Genomic DNA, 16250 nt, shown 5'->3' with positions numbered 1-16250 from the left:
TGGTTATAGCTTAGGCCGGAGGGGCGGGATGGTGCGTGGTAACGCACTGCAGGCTATTCGGCGCACGCAACTTCCCTGCGCAGGTCAGAACAACTCGCCGCGCAGGGTTTGGCTGACGTTGGACGCGCCGGTTCAGCGCCCAGCCTTTATCTCCTTCAAATCGCGCAGCTATTGGTGTTCGAACGCCAGCATATCTTCGAGGCGATAAATCGCCTGCCCGCCGAGCTTCATGAATCTTGGCCCATCGCCGATCCACCGCCACCGCTCCAGTGTCCTGTGGCTAGTTCTCCATCGGGCAGCCAACTCGATTTGACTGAGGCATACTTCTCGCATTTTCGTTTCCTTTCGAACGACCTCGGTGTTCGCAAGACAACAAATGCGTAGAAAGAAAACCTATTCAAGTCAGTGTGTTGCGGGTCTCTGCGCTTTGCACGTGACATTCAGCGGACGGGGGCGCAGCAGCGAGTTTTAGGCCAAGGCCATGTCAGATCACGCAATTTCCGTCAGAACATCTTAAGATCCGTAATCCTCCCGGAGCTCCCTCAGGGGGGCACAGGAAACGGTCCGGTTGGAAGCGCACCTTCCTCCGCCATTCCCCGATTGCCCCCGACAAATCGCTATCGCCGCCGATCACCGCGCTCCAGCTGCGCGGCGCTGATAGCTGCCGTTTCTACGCTCCCGATATGCCCTCAAAACCCACGATGGCGGCAATCGACCCCATGTCGGTCGTCAGTGAAGCCGGGCAGCCTCCTTGGAAGAGGACGTTGAATCCCTGGTCGTTTCAATCCAGGCGCCGTGCGGGTCGGTCCACGCCGCAGGTCGGTTATTTACCGACAGCAGGAAGGCGCCTTGCGACGGAGCGTCTGCGGCGGCGAAGCCAAAATGCGGCATGACGCTCGGTGCCTCGTTGCAGATCCAGACATCTGACAGCGCGGAAGCCCGGTTGGCAAATCTCATGCGGTCGTCGTTGCGTGGGACGTAGGCGAGCACGGCGGTATGAAAGACGACCAGCGTGGCGTCTTGCGGAGCTTGACGGCACAGGGCTTCGAACTCCGGTCCGAGGAGATCACCCTTTACGATCGTCGGTCTCTTCTCCGCCACGATATCGAGTGCCAAACGAAGCCTGTTGCGGCGCTCTTCCTGTTCGGGCCAGATGAGCGTCTCGAGCCATGCGGCCTCGTCTGGGTCGCCAGCGTCCAGCGGGTTCAGATCGAGCCCGGCCCGCCAAACGATCTGCGGAAGCGTGTCAGGGAGCTGGACAGTCGCGGAAGCCCTGCATGGGAACACGGGATGAGGTTTAGCCTCCGCCGACGGCCGGAGGCTTCGTGAGGGGTACTCGTATCCGTATCGATCCGGGAAGAGGCAAAGCCCGGCGGACGCTCCGACCTCCAGAAGCGCCAGAGGCTGAGGCAGGCTGGCCAAAACCGGCAGGAGCACGGCGCACCGTCCCGGTTCATTTGTTTGCGTCGAGCGCTCCAGCATGATGGAGCGAACCGCATCGAAGCGATCCACCAGAACTTGCCTGAACTCGCTGTAGTTCGCCGGGACACCGAAGAGGTGTCGATAGGCGGCGAGAAGCAGGTTGGGCTGCTGCTTCGGTTGAGGGAGGGCCGCAATCAAGCTGAGAACTTCTGCATCGTTCGACAGGCTCATGGTGAGCTGCTCATACAGCGGAGACCGTCCGCTCGCCTCACGGACTGCAAAACGACGGTAGCGGGAGGACAACGCACCCGAATCCGCGTCGATAGTCATGCTGAACTCCTCCGTGCCGCTGGCCGCCAAGGAAGCGCAGCCATCTAGGACCCATTCGCTCGTGACTGAGTTGGGGGATAGCGTAGGTGCAGTTCTCCGTTGTACAGGCGCGGCCCGCCACTTTCCGAAGATATCTCCCCCGTACATTTCGATCTTACCGCCGACTGCCCGCGCAGCCTCCGGCACAGCGCTATTTGCCGGCTATGCCGGTCAGTGCTTTCGCGCTTTCACAAGCGAGCGCAGGGCGAGCAGCAGGAACACGGCCGCGACGATGCCCCAAAGCTGACCGCCACTGGTGAGGTTGCTGCCGTCCTCAGTGCGGCAGCTCGAGGCCGAGGCCTCGATGCAGTCTCGCCAGCGCCAGAAGCGTTCGTAGTAGAGATAGGCGAAGGCCGCGCTGGCCAGAAACAGGCAAACGGTTTTCATGCCGCGATATTGCCCGGCTGGGTGGCGGAGTAAACCGCCCGCGGGCGCGCGCGTCTCCGCCACCTATCACGCCCATGCCTAGCGCTGGGCGGTTTCAGCCAGCTGCGCAAGATGCCCGGGAAAGTCGGTTGCCTCGCCACCGGCGTTGATCGTCTCGAAATAGTCGTGCCAGCCCGATTGCGCGATGCCGTCGACCAGCGCGCCGAGCGCCGCGTCGTCCGGGCATCGCCACACCGCAAAGAATGTCTGCGGCGCGGCGTGCGCCTTGGTCTGGTCGACCTTGCCGAGGGCAAGAGCTTCGACGCCAAGCGCCGACAAGGCCGGCATGGCCGCGCCGATGGCGGCGAAGAACTGCTGGCGTTCAGTCTCAGGCAGCGCCAGCCAGGCGGGCTTCGGCGTGTAGAGTTCGGCAAGATAGTGGGTCACGATGCGTCGCGTCCGTTTCTATGTCAAAGGGCAGGAGTGATCGAGCGGAGGGCGCGCTTGCAGATGCGCGCCGTTTCCGGCCTCGAGCTTTCGGCGGACCAGCGGGCGCACAGGGCCTTGACCCAGTCGGGCCGGTCCTTGCCGGCATCGTTCAGCCAGTTGCCGACCGAGTTCTGCACATAGGCGGCAGGGTCCGCGCGGAGCGGCTCGAGAACCGGAAGCGCAAGCTCGGGCTCTGCCCGGAGCGCGCCGATATGCGCGCACCATACGCCGCGCGGCCGGATCGCCTCCGAGGAGAAACGGCGGATACGCTCGGAAGGCGCCGCGGTCCACTCGGCGAGCTGCGCGATGGCGCCGGCAAGCTCAGTGGCCAGATGCGGACGCACCGCCATCCACGACCATTCCCGCACGCCGAAATGCGGGTCGTCCGCATAGGGGCGGATGGCTGTGAGCCTTTCGGCAAGCGGCATCTCGGCCGCGCCGATCATGAAGCAGGCCCAGCCGCGCGCGGTGTCCGACCGATGGTGTGCAAGCCGGTCGAGGGCGGCAGTGCCGAACTCGTCCCCGATCACGCGCGCGGCGAGCGACATGCGCTTCGAGATGCCCGTCGCGGCGCCGCGCTCCATTTCACCGAGCGCGCCCGCTCCGATCTCCGGCAGGACATGGCGCATCAGGACGGCGAAATCGACCGCCAGGCATTCGGTCAGCGTTGCGGCTTCGATCTCGCCGGCATTGAGGCGGGCGAGGCGATCCGGATCGATGTCCTTGATGCCGCGCCCGGTGGCCTTTGCCGCGCTCATGTGCGGGCGTCCTTGTCCATGCCAGCCTTGCACCCGTTGGCTTCCAGGTTTCGCCAGATGCGTTGCAGCAGCGCGTTCAGCGTCTTGCGGTCGTCGTCGGTGAAGCCGTGGAACAGCGATGCGACCCAGTCGGCATGTTCGGTGAACAGGTCGCGGGCGGTTTCGCGCCCGAGCTGCGTCAGCGAGACGGAAATCTTGCGCCGGTCGTCGAGCCCGCTGCGCCGGACGATGAACCCGTCGCGTTCCAGGCCGTCGAGAAGCCCCGTGATCGTCGCCCGCGTCACGCCCGCGCGCTCGGCCAGTTCATGCGGCGACAGCCCGTCGGGCTTGTCGTGCAGGAGGAACAGCAGCACGAACTTGCCTTCGGACAGGCGGTGCCGCGCGAGGCGGACGGCGCAATCGCGGTCGATGGCACCGGTCAGCGCCAACAGTTCGAAACACGCACGGATGTTGTCCGTGGGCGCGACGGCCCGGCGCTCTGCTTCCTCCAGCAGCGCCAAGTGCTTTTGTTCCAGCATCTTTGTCATGTGGCGGCATATAATATGGTGCCTAATCAGCGTCAAGCGGCATGGAGGGAGAAGGCACTCGCCGGTCCTGGCGACTGTCGCGGTGCGCCGGCCCGGAAGGCTGTGGGCGGCCCGGCTCAGTCGTGCCTGCGCAGAAAGTCCAGCAAGGCGCGGTGCGGCTCCGATGTCTCGCGGGTCTCGTGAACCTTACGGACTGTGGCGAAGACGACTTCGACCGCCATGTCGTTGAAGGAGATGGTCCAGAGCCGCAGGGGCAGCGGCTTCCAGCGTTCAGTCGCCTCGCTCCCCGTCACTTCCGTGAAGTGCCATGGGCGGAGCGGATGAACCGAGGCGTCCGGCCGTTCGGCGGTGTTCGCGTTCTTCTCGAAGCTGAACACGTCGCCGAACTCGAGAATGACCGCTCCGCCGCCGGCGGCCGGCGCGACCCCGTAGCACAGCAGAAGATCTCGTCCATCGAAGAAGAGTGCGGGATTTCTGACTGTCCCGATGAGCGGAAAGCGTTCCTGCGGCGACCTGCCTTCCATCTGCGGTCCTTGTCGGTTTGGTGAGTGCGGGGCATTTCCGGTCGGTGCGAGGGGCGAAGGAGAGGCGCGAAATTCTTCATAGGCTGCAAGGTGTAAAGGGTTGAATTCTATGTAATTTCGATAGCGCGCCTTTCTTCAAGCGCTAACTTCTTTTATACGGCGTCTCTGTAAATGATCAGCGTTTTATCCATACGTCTTGTTGGGCCCATGAGAAGGTTGTTTAAAACCCGAAAAAACGCCACGCATTTGTCCTTTCGATCTTTTTCAGTAATTTGATATTTTCTGTGTAATCAATAAAAATATTCTCCTCTTCATTAAATGAATTCTCAGATTGCAAGATGTATGCAGTGAATCTAATATATTCCTCACCTCGATCACACCTTATGCCTTGCCGAATTGTTTCGTATGATATTTCTTGTTTGAAGTTACGCAAAACTTGGCATGGATATTTAAAAGACTTAATGAATATATCAATAGTCTCTTTATTTGCATTTCTGTCAAAGAATATCTCGAGGCAATTTTGTTCAATTTTCAGAATTTCATTTAGATGCCCGCAGTATTTTCCTTTTTCTCTGGGAAGGCGCCACCATCGGCAATGGCTTTGGGGCCACGGTTTTGCGCCGATCTTAAAATCACCAGGGTTTTTACATGCTGGTATTTTCAGTCTCGCTAGTTCAAGTTCTGCTAGAAATATCAGGTTTCCTTGAGGCATAGACTGAATCCAAAGCTTGTTAAATGAAATAATAGAAAATATTATCAAAACTAATAATCCTGCCGCAGATGCGGCGGCGATTTTAAATATTCTTTTGAGGGTGTTTTTTTTAAAATTCAAAAGATACCCCATTGATCTGCGCGAAATAATTTGAAAAATTTGCTTTAGTCGAACGAATTTCTCGTGACAGGGTCAAGGTTTGTACTGCTAAAACCATACCCAGAGGATAGAGGAGCCGCCCTGCCGTCCTTTCTGGTCATTGTCGTTGGTTCTCGGATTTGAGATTTTCAGCGACACCATCAAACCCGCTCTAACGTAGCATGGCCACCCCTTCTCAGGCGGGGCATTGTCAGGCGATTCCGTCTCGGGACATTATTACTCCCCCACCGCCGTTTGCGGCGGCGGCGGGGGCTGTCGTCATGTCAGGCCGGGCGGTGGAGAGCGCAGAGCTTGTTGCCGTCCGGGTCGCGCACATAGCCGAGGTAGAGCGTCCCCATCGGGCCGGTGCGCGGGCCGGGCGCGCCTTCGACCGAGGTGCCGCCATGGGCCACGGCGACGTCGTGGAATTCCTGCACCTGTTCCGGCGAGTTGCACTTGAAGCCGATGGTGCCGCCATTGGCGGGCACCGCCTCCTGGCCGTCGAGCGGCTCGGTGACGGCGAAGGTGCTGCCGTCGTGGCGGTAGAACAGGCGGGTCTGGCCCGAGGCGTTCTGGTTGCGCGCCGGTTCGCCGGCGCCCAAGAGCCCCAGTACCGCGTCGTAGAAGCGCTTGGCGCGCTCGATGTCGTTGGTTCCCACCATCACATGGCTGAGCATGTCTTCCTCCCTCACTGGTTCACTTGCGAAACACCGGCCGGGCCATTGTCGGTCCGGCCGGCATGCGGCGGGCGGGCCGTCCTTACAGGACGACCAGCAGCGTCCCGATGATAACGCCGGTGATGACCAGATGGATCAGGCAGAAGCCCATGATGTCCTTGGCCTTCAGCCCGGCGATGCCGAGCATGGGCAGCGCCCAGAACGGCTGCAGCAGGTTGGTCCAGGCATCGCCCCAGGCAACGGCCATGGCAACGCGCGCGACGTCGGCGCCGAGCGCCTCGGCCGCCGGCAGCATCACCGGCGCCTGCACCGCCCACTGGCCGCCGCCCGAGGGCACGAACAGGTTGACGATGCCGGCGCTGATGAAGGTCCAGAACGGCAGGGTGGTGGCGCTGGAGATCGAGACGAACCACTCCGACAGGCTCTGTGCCAGGCCGGACTGGGTCATGATCGCCATGATACCCGCATAGAAGGGGAACTGGATGATGATGCCGGAGCCGCCCTTGACCCCTTCCTGCAGCGCATTGAGCAGGTTGCGGGCGGTGCCGTGCAGCACGATGCCCACCATCAGGAACAGGAAGTTGACGATGTTGAGGTTCAGCCCGGCGCCGCGCACGAAGAAGTAGTGCGCCAGGAAGACGAGGCCGGCGAAGCCGACCAGCCACATCAGCAGCCGGCTGTTTTCCAGGTGTTCGGCCGGGCGGGTCGGCTCGAACGTGGTGTCGAGTTCCTCGCCCAGCTGCTCGCGCGTGACATAGACGCTCTCGTCCTCGCGCGGCAGCATCAGCCAGTTCACCAGCGGAATGACCACGAAGAGCACGGCGACGATGATCAGGTTGAAGGCGGAGAAGATGGTGTCGCCGGTGCCGATGACGCCGATCTGCGCCTCGGTGAAGTGGCCGGGCGTGGCGATGGTGAGCGGGATCGAGCCGGCAAGGCCGCCGTGCCAGATCACGAAGCCGGAATAGGCGGCGGCGATCAGCAGGCGGTAGTCGACGCGGATCTGGCGGGCCAGCTCGCGGGCGAACAGCGCGCCGACGACGAGACCGAAGCCCCAGTTGACCCAGGAGGCGACCAGCGAAACCACCGACACCAGCACGATGGCGGAGCCGGGCGAGTTCGCAAGGCCGGCCAGCAGGGCGAGGAACTTCCTCACCGGCGGCGACGAGGCGAGGATATAGCCGGTCACCAGGATCAGCAGCATCTGCATGGAGAAGGAGAGCAGGCCCCAGAACCCGTCGCCCCACATCTGGACGACGGCCATCGGGCCGGCGCCCTCGAACAGCATTGCCGACGCGGCCGCGATGATGGTCAGCAGCAGAACGAAGATGAAAGCATCGGGCAGATAGCGATCCATCAGCACGACGGCAGGGCGTGAAAGTGCACGCAACATGACAGCCTCCCTTTTCTCGGCTTGCTTAGGGCCGATTCCCGACCCGCAACCGTAGGGTGATGGGGCGCGAGATTGCTGGGGGTGTCAAGTCTGGGGAAGGTCGACCGCAAGTTGTCGTAAGGGAAGATTCGCTTGCGAGAACAAGGCGGCCGGCGAGGGGGATCTCCCCCGCCGGCCGGATGTCTTCGCCTGGACTTGCGCCATCAGGGCAGGCGCGTGTCGTAGTCCTGCTTGAGCGCGGTAAACGCGTCCCAGAAGGGCGCGGGCTTGCGCCCCTCCACCAGGGCCACCAGCACGCCGAGATGGGCATGCCAGCCGGCGCTGACGCCGAGCAGCGAGGCGCGGTCGGGCAGGCGGGCATGGACGATGGTGAGCAGCGTGTCCTCGCCGCGCGGGGCCAGCGAGAAGGTCACGTTACTGGCCGTGCCCCAGGTGATGGACAGGCTGCGCGGCGGATCGGCCGAGATCACCCGGCAGGTCATCCGGTTCTCGTCGCCGATGTTCTCGGGCCGGGTTCCGGGCGGGTCGGTCAGTTCGTCGTTGCGCCAGACCAGCTCGAACTCGCCGCCGGGCACCAGGCTCATCTCGCCCTCGGCCAGCCACTTCTTGCGCAGCTCGCTGTCGGTGAGCCAGGCCCAGACCCGCTCGGGGGCGGCGGGCAGCACGCGGCGGATCTCCAGCGTGTCGGGGGCGGTCAGCGTGCCATGGGCATCGGGTCTTTCCATCACGGTCATGTCTTGTCTCCTTCCTTGGGTTGGTCAGTCTTCGTCTTGGCCCTTTCCTCGCGCAGCAATGCGTCGAGGACGTCGAGGCGGCCGGTCCAGAAGCGCTCGTAGAAGCCGAGCCAGTCGTGGGCGCTGGCCAGCGGCCCCGGTTCCAGCCGGCAGGTATGGGTGCGCCAGCGCACCTCGCGGCGGATCAGGCCGGCCTTTTCCAGCACCTTCACGTGCTTGGAGGCCGCCGCCAGCGACATGTCGAAGGGCTCGGCAAGCTGGCTGACGCTGCGTTCGCCCTCGGAAAGGGCCTGCAGCATCTGCCGGCGGGTGGCATCGCCGAGGGCGTGAAAGATGGCGTCGAGCCGGTGTGTTTCTTGTTCAACCATACGGTTTAATAAACGCGGCCCGGACGAATGAGTCAACCGAAAAGTTGAATGAATGTTCGCGGGGGCCGAAACCGCCTGCGACGCCCATGCACTTGCGCTATCCGGCCAAGGTCTGCGATACCTGTCGCGTGCAAGGGGATCCGCCGCCATCGCGGATCGACAGCCTGCGGACGTTGAGCGGAACCTGCGATGAAACTCGCCTACACGACCTCGCCCGGACGCGGCGACATGGACCTGGTGCTCGCCCGTGTTGCCGAGCGGCTGGAAGGGCAGGGCCTGCGGGTTCTCGGCGTCGTGCAGATCAATTCCGCCTGCGCAGACGACCGTCCCTGCGACATGGACGTCAAGGTGTTGCCCGACGGCCCGTTGATCCGCATCTCGCAGACGCTGGGGCCGCAGTCGCGCGGCTGCCGGCTCGACCCGCAGGGGCTGGAGCAGGCGGTCGGCGAGACCGCCGCCCGGCTCTCCTCGGGGGGCGACGTTCTCCTTGTCAACAAGTTCGGCAAGCAGGAAGCGGAGGGCAGGGGCTTTCGCGATGTGATCGCCGAGGCGCTCGCCGCCGATATGGCGGTGATCGTCGGCGTCAACGGCCTCAACCTGCCGCGGTTCCTGGAGTTCTGCGGCGACATGGCGACCCGGCTTCCCGCCGAGGTCGACGCGATCGCCGGCTGGGCCGAGACCGCGCTCGCCGCGGTTCCCGAGGACGCGTAGGGCTCAACCCGCCAGGGCAACGCTTTCCAGCACCCGTGCCGGGTGAAACCGCACCACATCCAGCGACGACAGGCTGAGGCGCAGCGGCCACGCGGTCCCGGCGAGCACGTCGAAGGCCGCGCCGACATTCTCCACCTGCTCGCACAGCGTCACATGCGGCACGAAGGCTTCCGCCCGGGTATGCGGGGTCTGCCGCGCGCCGTGCCCCTCGGCCTCGATCAGCTCGGCAAGGTCCGCCTGCAGGTCCAGCAGCGCCCGCGTCGGCTTGGGCGCGGCGAAGAGCACAGCCGGGCGCCCTGGAAAGACCGCAAGGCTCGCCAGCGTCAGGCGCAGCGGTGCGGTTCTGCTGCCGATCTGCCGGGCTGCCTCACGGGCGACGGCCTCGGTGCTGCCGTCCGCCTCGTCCTCGTTCAGCACGGCGAGCGTCACATGCGGGCGATAGGCGAAGTTGCGCGCCGCACCGTCGAAGCCCGCTTCGGCCAGCCGCGTCCACATCCGGCGGACCGCGTCCGCCCCGGCCTCGTCGATGGTCAGCGTGATGGCGATGGGCATGGGCCTACCCGTCTGCCGGCAGGTGCAGCACCGCTTCGCCGATGCAGATCATCGCGCCGGCGCCGTTGGCGATGGTAAGGCGCACCAGCAGTTCCGTGTCTCCGCCCGCAAGCGGGCGCACGCGGGCGATGCGTCCGCCGATGGTGATGCCGTCGCCCACCGCCAGCGGCTTCACGAAGCGCGACTGCAGGCCCTTGATGTCCGCCTGGGGCAACCAGCTGCGGATCGCGCCCTCGAACCGGCCCATGATCAGCATGCCGTGGACGATGGTGCCGGGCAGGCCGGCCGCCCGCGCTGCCGTCTCGTCCAGATGGATCGGGTTGTGGTCGCCGGAGGCCTCGGCATAGGCGGCAACGTCCTGCGCGCCCAGCACGGCGAGCGGCGTGTCGGCAAAGCGGTGGCCGACGGCAAGGGCGGAAGGCGCGCTCACGGGGCCTCCTCGCGGTTCTCGAACAGCACGATCTCGGCGCGGAAGTCCTGCAAGGGCGTGTCGGCGATCTCGCCCTGCAGGGGCTGCACGCGCCCGCGCAGGGTCAGCCGGTCTGGGCGTCCCTCATGCGGCTTCCAGTCGACCAGCACGGTGTAGTGCCGGTCCGCCTCCAGCGTGCCGTGATAGACGAAATCCTGCGCCTGATGGACCAGCACGGCGGAGCGCTCGGCGGCAAGCCGCGCCAGCGTTTCCATGACGCTCGGATGGGAGAAGACGGTGAAGGCGAAGGTGGCCGGCACCGGCTCTTCCGGGGCACCGAGCGCTGCGGCGAAGGCCTTGATCGCGGCGCGCGCCGTCGACAGGTCCAGCGCGGCGATCTCGGTCCATTGCGCCTCGCTCACCGTCCTAGACCTTTCGGATGGCCACGGTGGCGTTGATCCCGCCGAAGGCGAAGGAATTGCTGAGCGCGGCATCGATCTGCCGGGGACGGGCGGTGTTGGGCACCGGGTCGGCAAGGCATTTGGGGTCGGGTGCCAGCCAGTTGATCGTCGGCGGGGCGATGCTCGCGCGCAGCGCCTCGACGGTGATCACCAGTTCGATGGCGCCGGCCGCTCCCAGCGTGTGGCCGTGGATCGGCTTGGTGGAAGACACCGCCAGCGCCTCGACATCGGCGCCGAAGACCTGGCGCAGCGCCTCGCTCTCGGCGATGTCGTTGAGCACCGTGCCGGTGCCGTGGGCGTTCACATAGCCGATCTCGTGCGGTGCAAGGCCGGCATCGGCCAGCGCGCCGGCCATGGCCGCGGCCGGACCCTCGACGGTCGGGCGCAGCAGGTCCGCTGCATCGCTGGTGGTGCCGTAGCCGGCGAGTTCGGCAAGCGGTGTCGCCCCGCGCGCCAGCGCATGCTCCAGCTCCTCGATCACCAGCACCGCGGCGCCTTCGCCGAGCACCATGCCGTTGCGCTTGTCGGAGAAGGGCCGGCACGCCTCCGGCGCCATCACCCGCAGCGCCTCCCAGGCACGGAAGCTTGCCGGCGTCAGCAGCGCCTCGCTGCCGCCCACCAGCATCGTGTCGGCCAGGCCGGAACGGATCATGTGCATGCCGTAGCCGACCGACTGGGTGCCGGAGGCGCAGGCGCTGGAAATGGCGAGCGAGGGCCCGCGCGCGCCGTAGCGCATGCTGATCTGCGAGGCGGCGGCGTTCGGCATCACCTTGGCGATGGCCAGCAGGTCGGGGCGCGCGTCGTGGATGTAGAAATTGTAGTGGCCGTCGTCGGAGGTCCAGGCTCCGCCGATGCCAGATCCGATGATCGTGCCGCAGCGGGTCCCGAGCGGCACTTGCGTGTCGAGCCCGGCATGCCGCAGGGCCTCGTCGGCGGCCACCATCGCCAGCTGGGCGAATCGGTCGGTGGTCTTGATCTCCTGCTCGCTCAGATGGGCGGCAGGCTCGAAGCCGGAAATATGGGCCGAGCGCGAGACCCGCTGGCGCGGATAGCGCTCGAAGCGCAACTCGCTGACGCCGCTGCGTCCGTCGCGGGCAGCCTCCCACAGGGCCCGCACACCGGTGCCGGCCGCCGTGATTGCTCCCATTCCGGTGATGACGACGCGCCTGGTTGCGCTGGTCACTCGGCGCCTTCTTTCATCCGTGCTGCAAGCACATTCAGGAAATCGCCCAGGCTCCGCGCCTCGGCCAGATCGCCGTCGACGGGAATGTAGACGCCGAATTCTTCTTCGATCGCCATCAGGATGACGACCATGTCGGCCGACTGAATGCCGAGTTCCTCGAACGTGGCATCGACAACGAGCTTCTCGCGCTCAACCATTCCCTCCTTGGCGACCAGATCCAGCAGACGCTCGATCGTTGCGGCATCCATCCCCTCTGCCGTCAGTCCCATGTCAGCCCCGTACCTGCAGTTTTCAGCGTTTTATGAGTGTCATAAGGGTTAAGCCGGTTCGGTTCCAGCATCAAGTCGATCCGAAATCGGAACAAATACGGAGGCCATCCCGACGTTTCCACGCCTTGAGCGGCTTGCGGAGGGGGAAGGGCTCCACTATTCACGTCCTGCCCCTTGGACAGCGGCGGCCGCCGCGGCCGGAGGGGAGGAACAGGACGAGACGGCAGGCGCGCATGAGACAGTCTTTGCACACGGCCACGGGCGGCAGCGCGCCGGGTTCCGAGAGGGCGCCGCTTCTTGCCCGTCTCGCCGGGCTCGCGGCCAGCGTTCCGGTGGTGGTGATCCCGGCCTGGGCGATCTACATGATGGTCTGGGCCCGCTGGACCTTCTACGAGCGCCATCCCGACTATATCCAGCAGAGCGCGCCGACCGTCAGCCGGGCGATCACCGATCCCTATATCGGCGATCCGTTCGCGGCAGTGATTCTCGCCGTCGCCATCGTCATCGCGCTGGCGATGGTGCCGCTGACCTATGCCTTTTACGGGGCGATCTCGGCGCGTGCCGGCCACATTCCTAAGGTCGCGGCCAGCCTGCGCCGGATGATGGCGGTGTTCCTGGTCATGCAGGTGCTGGGCACTTCGGGCATGGTCATCTGCACGCAGATCACCTTCCGCCACGACCACGACCTGCACATGCTGGGCAGCTACCTGTTCTTCGTGTTCCAGGCCCTGTCGATCCTTATGAGCGGCATCATCACCACGCGGCTGATGCGCCTGCCGGACACGGGCCGGCCGAGCTACCTGTGCCTCGGCTCGCGCTACACCCGCCTTCGCCGCGCCCTTGCCTTCGTCACCGCCGGCCTTGCCGGGCTCTATGTGGCGCTGTTCCTGGTCAAGGGGCTCGACCTGCCGGTCACCGAATACACGATCTACTACGTCTACACAGTGCAGGAGATCGTCACGATCTCGGCCTATATCGTGCAGGTGATGCTCTACGCGCCGGAGATCTACCGCATCGCGCGCAATCTCGTTGCTTCCGGCACCTTGCGACTGGACGCGGCCCCGGCGACCGCGTGATGTCCGGCGGCCCGCCGCTCAGCTTGCCGCGCCACTGGCGCTGCGAACCAGCGCGTCGGTGCGTGTCTCCACCTGCTGCTCCAGCTGTTCCATGAACTGGCCGGAGGAAAGTCCCGCCGGGATCGTCGGCAGGAACTCGATGGTGATGCGGCCGGGAAACTTCCACGCGCTGTTGCGCGGCCAGAAGACGCCGGAATTCAGCGCCACCGGCACGCAAGGCACCTGCAGCGAGCGATAGAGCGCGGCAACGCCGGGCCGATAGGTCGGGGCGGACAGCGGCGTGCTGCGCGTGCCTTCGGGAAAGATCACCACCTGCCGCCCCTCGGCGACCCGCTGCTTCGCCTGGCGGATCAGGTCCATCAGGGCGCTGGCTCCTGCCGCGCGGTTGATGGCGATATGGCCGAGCCGCCACATGCCCCAGCCGGCGACCGGGATCCACGTAAGCTCCCGCTTCAGCACGAAGGCCGGATCCTTGAGGATCACCTGCAGCGCCAGCGTCTCGAAGGCCGACTGGTGCTTGGCGGCGATCAGGCAGGCACCGTCGGGCAGGTGCTCCAGGCCGCGCACTTCATAGCCAAGGCCGACGATCAGCCGCAGCAGGCCCAGCCAGCCCCGCACGATCACACGCACCGCGATGCGGGTCACCGCGCGCGGCAGGATCATGAAGACGCAGGCCGGCAGCAACAGGGTAAGGCTGGCGATCACCAGCACCAGCAGGAGCAGCGAGCGCAGGACGACGAGCGGCGTCGCGCGCGGCGGTTTCCAGCCGGTTGCCGATGGCGTTGGGGCGCCGTCTGCGGCCATCGTCAGCCCCGGTCCTGCGGCTCGCCGATGGTCAGGCTGAGCCGTGCCACGCCCTCGATTTCGCCCTCCAGTCGGTCGCCGGGAACCAGAGCGGCAACGCCGGCCGGCGTGCCGGTGAAGATCAGGTCGCCGGGCATCAGCTCCACCGAGGCGCTGCAGATCGCGACGATATCGGCGACGGGCCAGATCTGGTCGGCAAGGTCGCCCTGCTGGCGGATCTCGCCGTTCACCGACAACGCGATGCGCCCGCTGGTCGGGTGGCCGATGCGGCTTGCCGGAACCAGCGGCGAGCAGGGAGCGGAGCGGTCGAAGGCCTTGCCCCAGTCCCAGGGGCGGCCGAGGTCCTTGGCCTGCTGCTGCAGGTCGCGGCGCGTCAGGTCGATGCCGATGCCGTAGCCCCAGATGTGGCCTTCCGCATCCTCCGGCGCGATGTTGCGCCCGCCGCGGCCGATGGCGACCACCAGTTCGACCTCGTGATGCAGGTCCTTGGTCAGCGGCGGGTAGGGGATGGTGCCGCCGGCATCGCACACCGCGTCCGCCGGCTTGGTGAAGAAGAAAGGCGGCTCCCGGTCCGGGTCCTTGCCCATCTCGCGGGCATGGGCGGCATAGTTGCGCCCGACGCAGAACACCCGGCGGATGGGGAAGCGCGCATCCGTTCCCTCTACGGCGACATCGGCCGCGGCAGGAGGCGCAATCACGTAGTTGGTCACCGGAAATCTCCTGCTGAGGGAATGCCCCGGGAAAGCGGGGAGCCCCTGTTTACGCCCTCGGCCCCATCCGGTCCAGACTTGGCGGGGAGGGCGCCGCCTCCCGCTCATCCTGTTGCGCATGCTGGCGCCGGCGGCCACGATGATGGCGATTGTCTTTGATTTTTTGCAATGCAACAATGGCGGGCAGCACTCGTAAACAACACGAGCGGGAACGCAACCTGCGGGAGCAGTCGATGACGGGGCGTATCATTTCGGTCGCACAGCAAAAGGGCGGCTCGGGCAAGACGACGCTGGCGGCGCATCTTGCGGTGGCGCTGGCCGCGCGCGGCGCCTTTCCGGTCGCCGTTGTCGACATCGACCCGCAAGGGTCGCTCGGCACCTGGTACGAGACCCGCGAGGAGGCGCTCGGCGACGGGGCCACAGGCCTGACCTTCCGCACCTCCAGCGGCTGGGGCGCCCGGCGCGAGGCTCGCTCGCTTGCCCGCGACCACGGTCTCGTCATCCTCGACACCCCGCCCAAGACCGATTCCGATGTGCGTCCCGCCATCGAGGCCGCCGATCTCGTGATCATCCCGATGCAGCCGACGCAGGTCGACCTTTGGGCCACCGGCCAGACGGTCGACATCGCCCGGCGCGAGGGCACCGACACGCTCGTGGTGCTGAACCGCGTGCCGCCGCGCGCCGCGCTGACCTCCGAGGTGATGGGGCTGATCGACGAGAACGGCTTCACCGTTGCCTCGGCCCAGCTCGGCAACCGCACGGCCTTCGCCGCCTCGATGGGCGAGGGGCTGACGATCCTTGAGACGGACCAGCGCGGCAAGGGCGCGGACGAGACGCGCCTGCTGGCCGAAGAGGTCGCGCGTCTGCTCGGGCTCGAGGTTTAAGGAGCTCTGTCTCCGCCGGAGCCATCCTGTGCGCCGTCCAGCACGGCCAGCGCCTGTGCGCCCGTCACGCGGTCGGACAGGGCCAGGAAGTCGCCATAGTGGTTGAGCGCGGCGCTCAGCTGCTTGTCGTAGCGCGCCTTCGGCACTTCTTCCGCACCGAACTGGGCCAGATGCTCGGTGACGAACTGCGCGTCGAGCAGGTGGTAGCCGCCGGCGATCAGCCGCGCCACCAGATGGCTCAGCGCCACCTTGGAGGCATCGCGCTCGCGGGCGAACATGCTCTCGCCGAAGAAGGCGCCGCCCAGCGACACGCCGTAGAGCCCGCCGACCAGCTCGCCGCCGCGCCAGGCCTCCACCGTATGGCAGTAGCCCATGTCGTAGAGCGCGCCGTAGAGGCGGCGGATCTCGCGGTTGATCCAGGTCTTGCGGCGGCCGTCCGCCGGGGCGGCGCAGCCGTCGATCACGGCCTGGAAGTCGTGGTCGACTCGGATCTCGAACACGTCCTGGCGGATGGTTCGGCGCAGGCGGCGGGGGATGTGGAAGCTCTCGAGCGGCAGGACGCCGCGATGCTCCGGCTCGATCCAGAAGAGGTTGGGATCGTCGGCCGACTCGGCCATGGGAAAGATGCCGCAGGCATAGGCCTTGAGCAGCACCTGGGGCGTGATGACCAGCGGATCGTGGGTGTTCCCGGCCATGGCTGCCTTTCCTGCCGGA

22 protein-coding genes are annotated in these 16250 nt (G+C 65.6%); 3 read left to right on the top strand and 19 right to left on the bottom strand.

Annotation, left to right across the window (positions count from 1 at the left end; all coding sequences use genetic code 11):
* Nucleotides 1-729 precede the first annotated feature (729 nt).
* The 11 genes from H7H34_RS12445 to H7H34_RS12395 all read right to left on the bottom strand — a co-directional run bounded on the left by H7H34_RS12445 (nucleotide 730) and on the right by H7H34_RS12395 (nucleotide 8477).
* Complete coding sequence (locus H7H34_RS12445) at nucleotides 730-1752, bottom strand: DUF2332 domain-containing protein (protein ID WP_185925358.1); 1023 nt, start codon at nucleotides 1750-1752, stop codon at nucleotides 730-732.
* A 210-nt stretch (nucleotides 1753-1962) separates the two neighbouring features.
* Nucleotides 1963-2178 (bottom strand): hypothetical protein, encoded by a 216-nt coding sequence (locus H7H34_RS12440; protein ID WP_120267637.1) that lies wholly within the window; start codon nucleotides 2176-2178, stop codon nucleotides 1963-1965.
* Between the two features lie 78 nt (nucleotides 2179-2256).
* A complete protein-coding gene (locus tag H7H34_RS12435) occupies nucleotides 2257-2604 on the bottom strand; it encodes a DUF6616 family protein (protein WP_185925357.1) in 348 nt (115 codons plus the stop codon).
* 23 nt (nucleotides 2605-2627) lie between these two features.
* A complete protein-coding gene (locus H7H34_RS12430) occupies nucleotides 2628-3404 on the bottom strand; it encodes a DNA alkylation repair protein (RefSeq protein ID WP_185925356.1) in 777 nt (258 codons plus the stop codon).
* On the bottom strand, nucleotides 3401-3931 hold the full coding sequence (locus H7H34_RS12425) for a MarR family winged helix-turn-helix transcriptional regulator (protein ID WP_185925355.1): 531 nt from the start codon (nucleotides 3929-3931) through the stop codon (nucleotides 3401-3403). Before H7H34_RS12425 ends, H7H34_RS12430 begins: the two co-directional genes overlap by 4 nt.
* 116 nt (nucleotides 3932-4047) lie before the next feature.
* The gene (locus H7H34_RS12420) at nucleotides 4048-4455 is read right to left on the bottom strand and encodes a hypothetical protein (protein WP_185925354.1); all 408 of its coding nucleotides are present in this window, start codon (nucleotides 4453-4455) and stop codon (nucleotides 4048-4050) included.
* A gap of 220 nt (nucleotides 4456-4675) precedes the next feature.
* Nucleotides 4676-5299 (bottom strand): hypothetical protein, encoded by a 624-nt coding sequence (locus tag H7H34_RS12415; RefSeq protein ID WP_185925353.1) that lies wholly within the window; start codon nucleotides 5297-5299, stop codon nucleotides 4676-4678.
* Between the two features lie 290 nt (nucleotides 5300-5589).
* Nucleotides 5590-5982, bottom strand: coding sequence for a VOC family protein (locus H7H34_RS12410; protein ID WP_067215874.1), 393 nt, complete (start codon nucleotides 5980-5982; stop codon nucleotides 5590-5592).
* A gap of 82 nt (nucleotides 5983-6064) precedes the next feature.
* Entirely contained in the window at nucleotides 6065-7375 is a 1311-nt protein-coding gene (locus tag H7H34_RS12405) for a short-chain fatty acid transporter (RefSeq protein WP_185925352.1), read from the bottom strand.
* A gap of 203 nt (nucleotides 7376-7578) precedes the next feature.
* A complete protein-coding gene (locus H7H34_RS12400; RefSeq protein ID WP_185925351.1) occupies nucleotides 7579-8109 on the bottom strand; it encodes an SRPBCC family protein in 531 nt (176 codons plus the stop codon).
* A complete protein-coding gene (locus tag H7H34_RS12395) occupies nucleotides 8106-8477 on the bottom strand; it encodes an ArsR/SmtB family transcription factor (protein ID WP_120267644.1) in 372 nt (123 codons plus the stop codon). The genes H7H34_RS12400 and H7H34_RS12395 overlap by 4 nt, the downstream gene beginning before the upstream one ends.
* A gap of 189 nt (nucleotides 8478-8666) precedes the next feature.
* Here H7H34_RS12395 and H7H34_RS12390 point away from each other — a divergent pair, with 189 nt between their 5' ends.
* Nucleotides 8667-9188 carry a DUF2478 domain-containing protein gene (locus H7H34_RS12390; protein ID WP_185925350.1) on the top strand — a complete coding sequence of 174 codons (522 nt, stop codon included), beginning with the start codon at nucleotides 8667-8669 and terminating at the stop codon, nucleotides 9186-9188.
* Between the two features lie 3 nt (nucleotides 9189-9191).
* Here the strand turns inward: H7H34_RS12390 and H7H34_RS12385 are convergent, their stop codons facing one another.
* Genes H7H34_RS12385 through H7H34_RS12365 form a run of 5 tightly spaced genes read right to left on the bottom strand, consistent with a single transcriptional unit; the run spans nucleotide 9192 to nucleotide 12062 of the window.
* Complete coding sequence (locus H7H34_RS12385; RefSeq protein ID WP_185925349.1) at nucleotides 9192-9740, bottom strand: 2'-5' RNA ligase family protein; 549 nt, start codon at nucleotides 9738-9740, stop codon at nucleotides 9192-9194.
* 4 nt (nucleotides 9741-9744) lie between these two features.
* Nucleotides 9745-10170 carry a MaoC family dehydratase gene (locus tag H7H34_RS12380; RefSeq protein WP_185925348.1) on the bottom strand — a complete coding sequence of 142 codons (426 nt, stop codon included), beginning with the start codon at nucleotides 10168-10170 and terminating at the stop codon, nucleotides 9745-9747.
* The gene (locus H7H34_RS12375) at nucleotides 10167-10571 is read right to left on the bottom strand and encodes a hypothetical protein (RefSeq protein ID WP_185925347.1); all 405 of its coding nucleotides are present in this window, start codon (nucleotides 10569-10571) and stop codon (nucleotides 10167-10169) included. The genes H7H34_RS12380 and H7H34_RS12375 overlap by 4 nt, the downstream gene beginning before the upstream one ends.
* 4 nt (nucleotides 10572-10575) lie before the next feature.
* Entirely contained in the window at nucleotides 10576-11793 is a 1218-nt protein-coding gene (locus tag H7H34_RS12370) for a beta-ketoacyl-[acyl-carrier-protein] synthase family protein (RefSeq protein ID WP_371811392.1), read from the bottom strand.
* Complete coding sequence (locus tag H7H34_RS12365) at nucleotides 11790-12062, bottom strand: acyl carrier protein (RefSeq protein ID WP_120267649.1); 273 nt, start codon at nucleotides 12060-12062, stop codon at nucleotides 11790-11792. The genes H7H34_RS12370 and H7H34_RS12365 overlap by 4 nt, the downstream gene beginning before the upstream one ends.
* A 233-nt stretch (nucleotides 12063-12295) precedes the next feature.
* Here H7H34_RS12365 and H7H34_RS12360 point away from each other — a divergent pair, with 233 nt between their 5' ends.
* Entirely contained in the window at nucleotides 12296-13138 is an 843-nt protein-coding gene (locus tag H7H34_RS12360) for a Frag1/DRAM/Sfk1 family protein (protein ID WP_185925346.1), read from the top strand.
* Nucleotides 13139-13156: 18 nt separating this feature from the next.
* Here H7H34_RS12360 and H7H34_RS12355 read toward each other — a convergent pair whose 3' ends face one another.
* Nucleotides 13157-13942 (bottom strand): lysophospholipid acyltransferase family protein, encoded by a 786-nt coding sequence (locus H7H34_RS12355; RefSeq protein WP_120267651.1) that lies wholly within the window; start codon nucleotides 13940-13942, stop codon nucleotides 13157-13159.
* Nucleotides 13943-13944: 2 nt separating this feature from the next.
* The gene (locus H7H34_RS12350; RefSeq protein WP_371811391.1) at nucleotides 13945-14652 is read right to left on the bottom strand and encodes a fumarylacetoacetate hydrolase family protein; all 708 of its coding nucleotides are present in this window, start codon (nucleotides 14650-14652) and stop codon (nucleotides 13945-13947) included.
* Nucleotides 14653-14885: 233 nt separating this feature from the next.
* Between H7H34_RS12350 and parA the strand changes: the two genes are divergently transcribed.
* Nucleotides 14886-15536, top strand: coding sequence for a ParA family partition ATPase (gene parA / locus H7H34_RS12345; RefSeq protein WP_185925344.1), 651 nt, complete (start codon nucleotides 14886-14888; stop codon nucleotides 15534-15536).
* On the opposite strand, the gene aat is transcribed toward parA, so the two are convergent.
* Nucleotides 15533-16231 carry a leucyl/phenylalanyl-tRNA--protein transferase gene (aat, locus tag H7H34_RS12340; protein ID WP_185925343.1) on the bottom strand — a complete coding sequence of 233 codons (699 nt, stop codon included), beginning with the start codon at nucleotides 16229-16231 and terminating at the stop codon, nucleotides 15533-15535. The two genes, parA and aat, sit on opposite strands and share 4 nt — an antisense overlap.
* Nucleotides 16232-16250 lie beyond the last annotated feature (19 nt).

Origin of the sequence: Stappia sp. 28M-7, assembly GCF_014252955.1 — a bacterium.
GTDB lineage: Bacteria > Pseudomonadota > Alphaproteobacteria > Rhizobiales > Stappiaceae > Stappia.
This window is presented reverse-complemented; position numbering and strand designations above follow the sequence as displayed.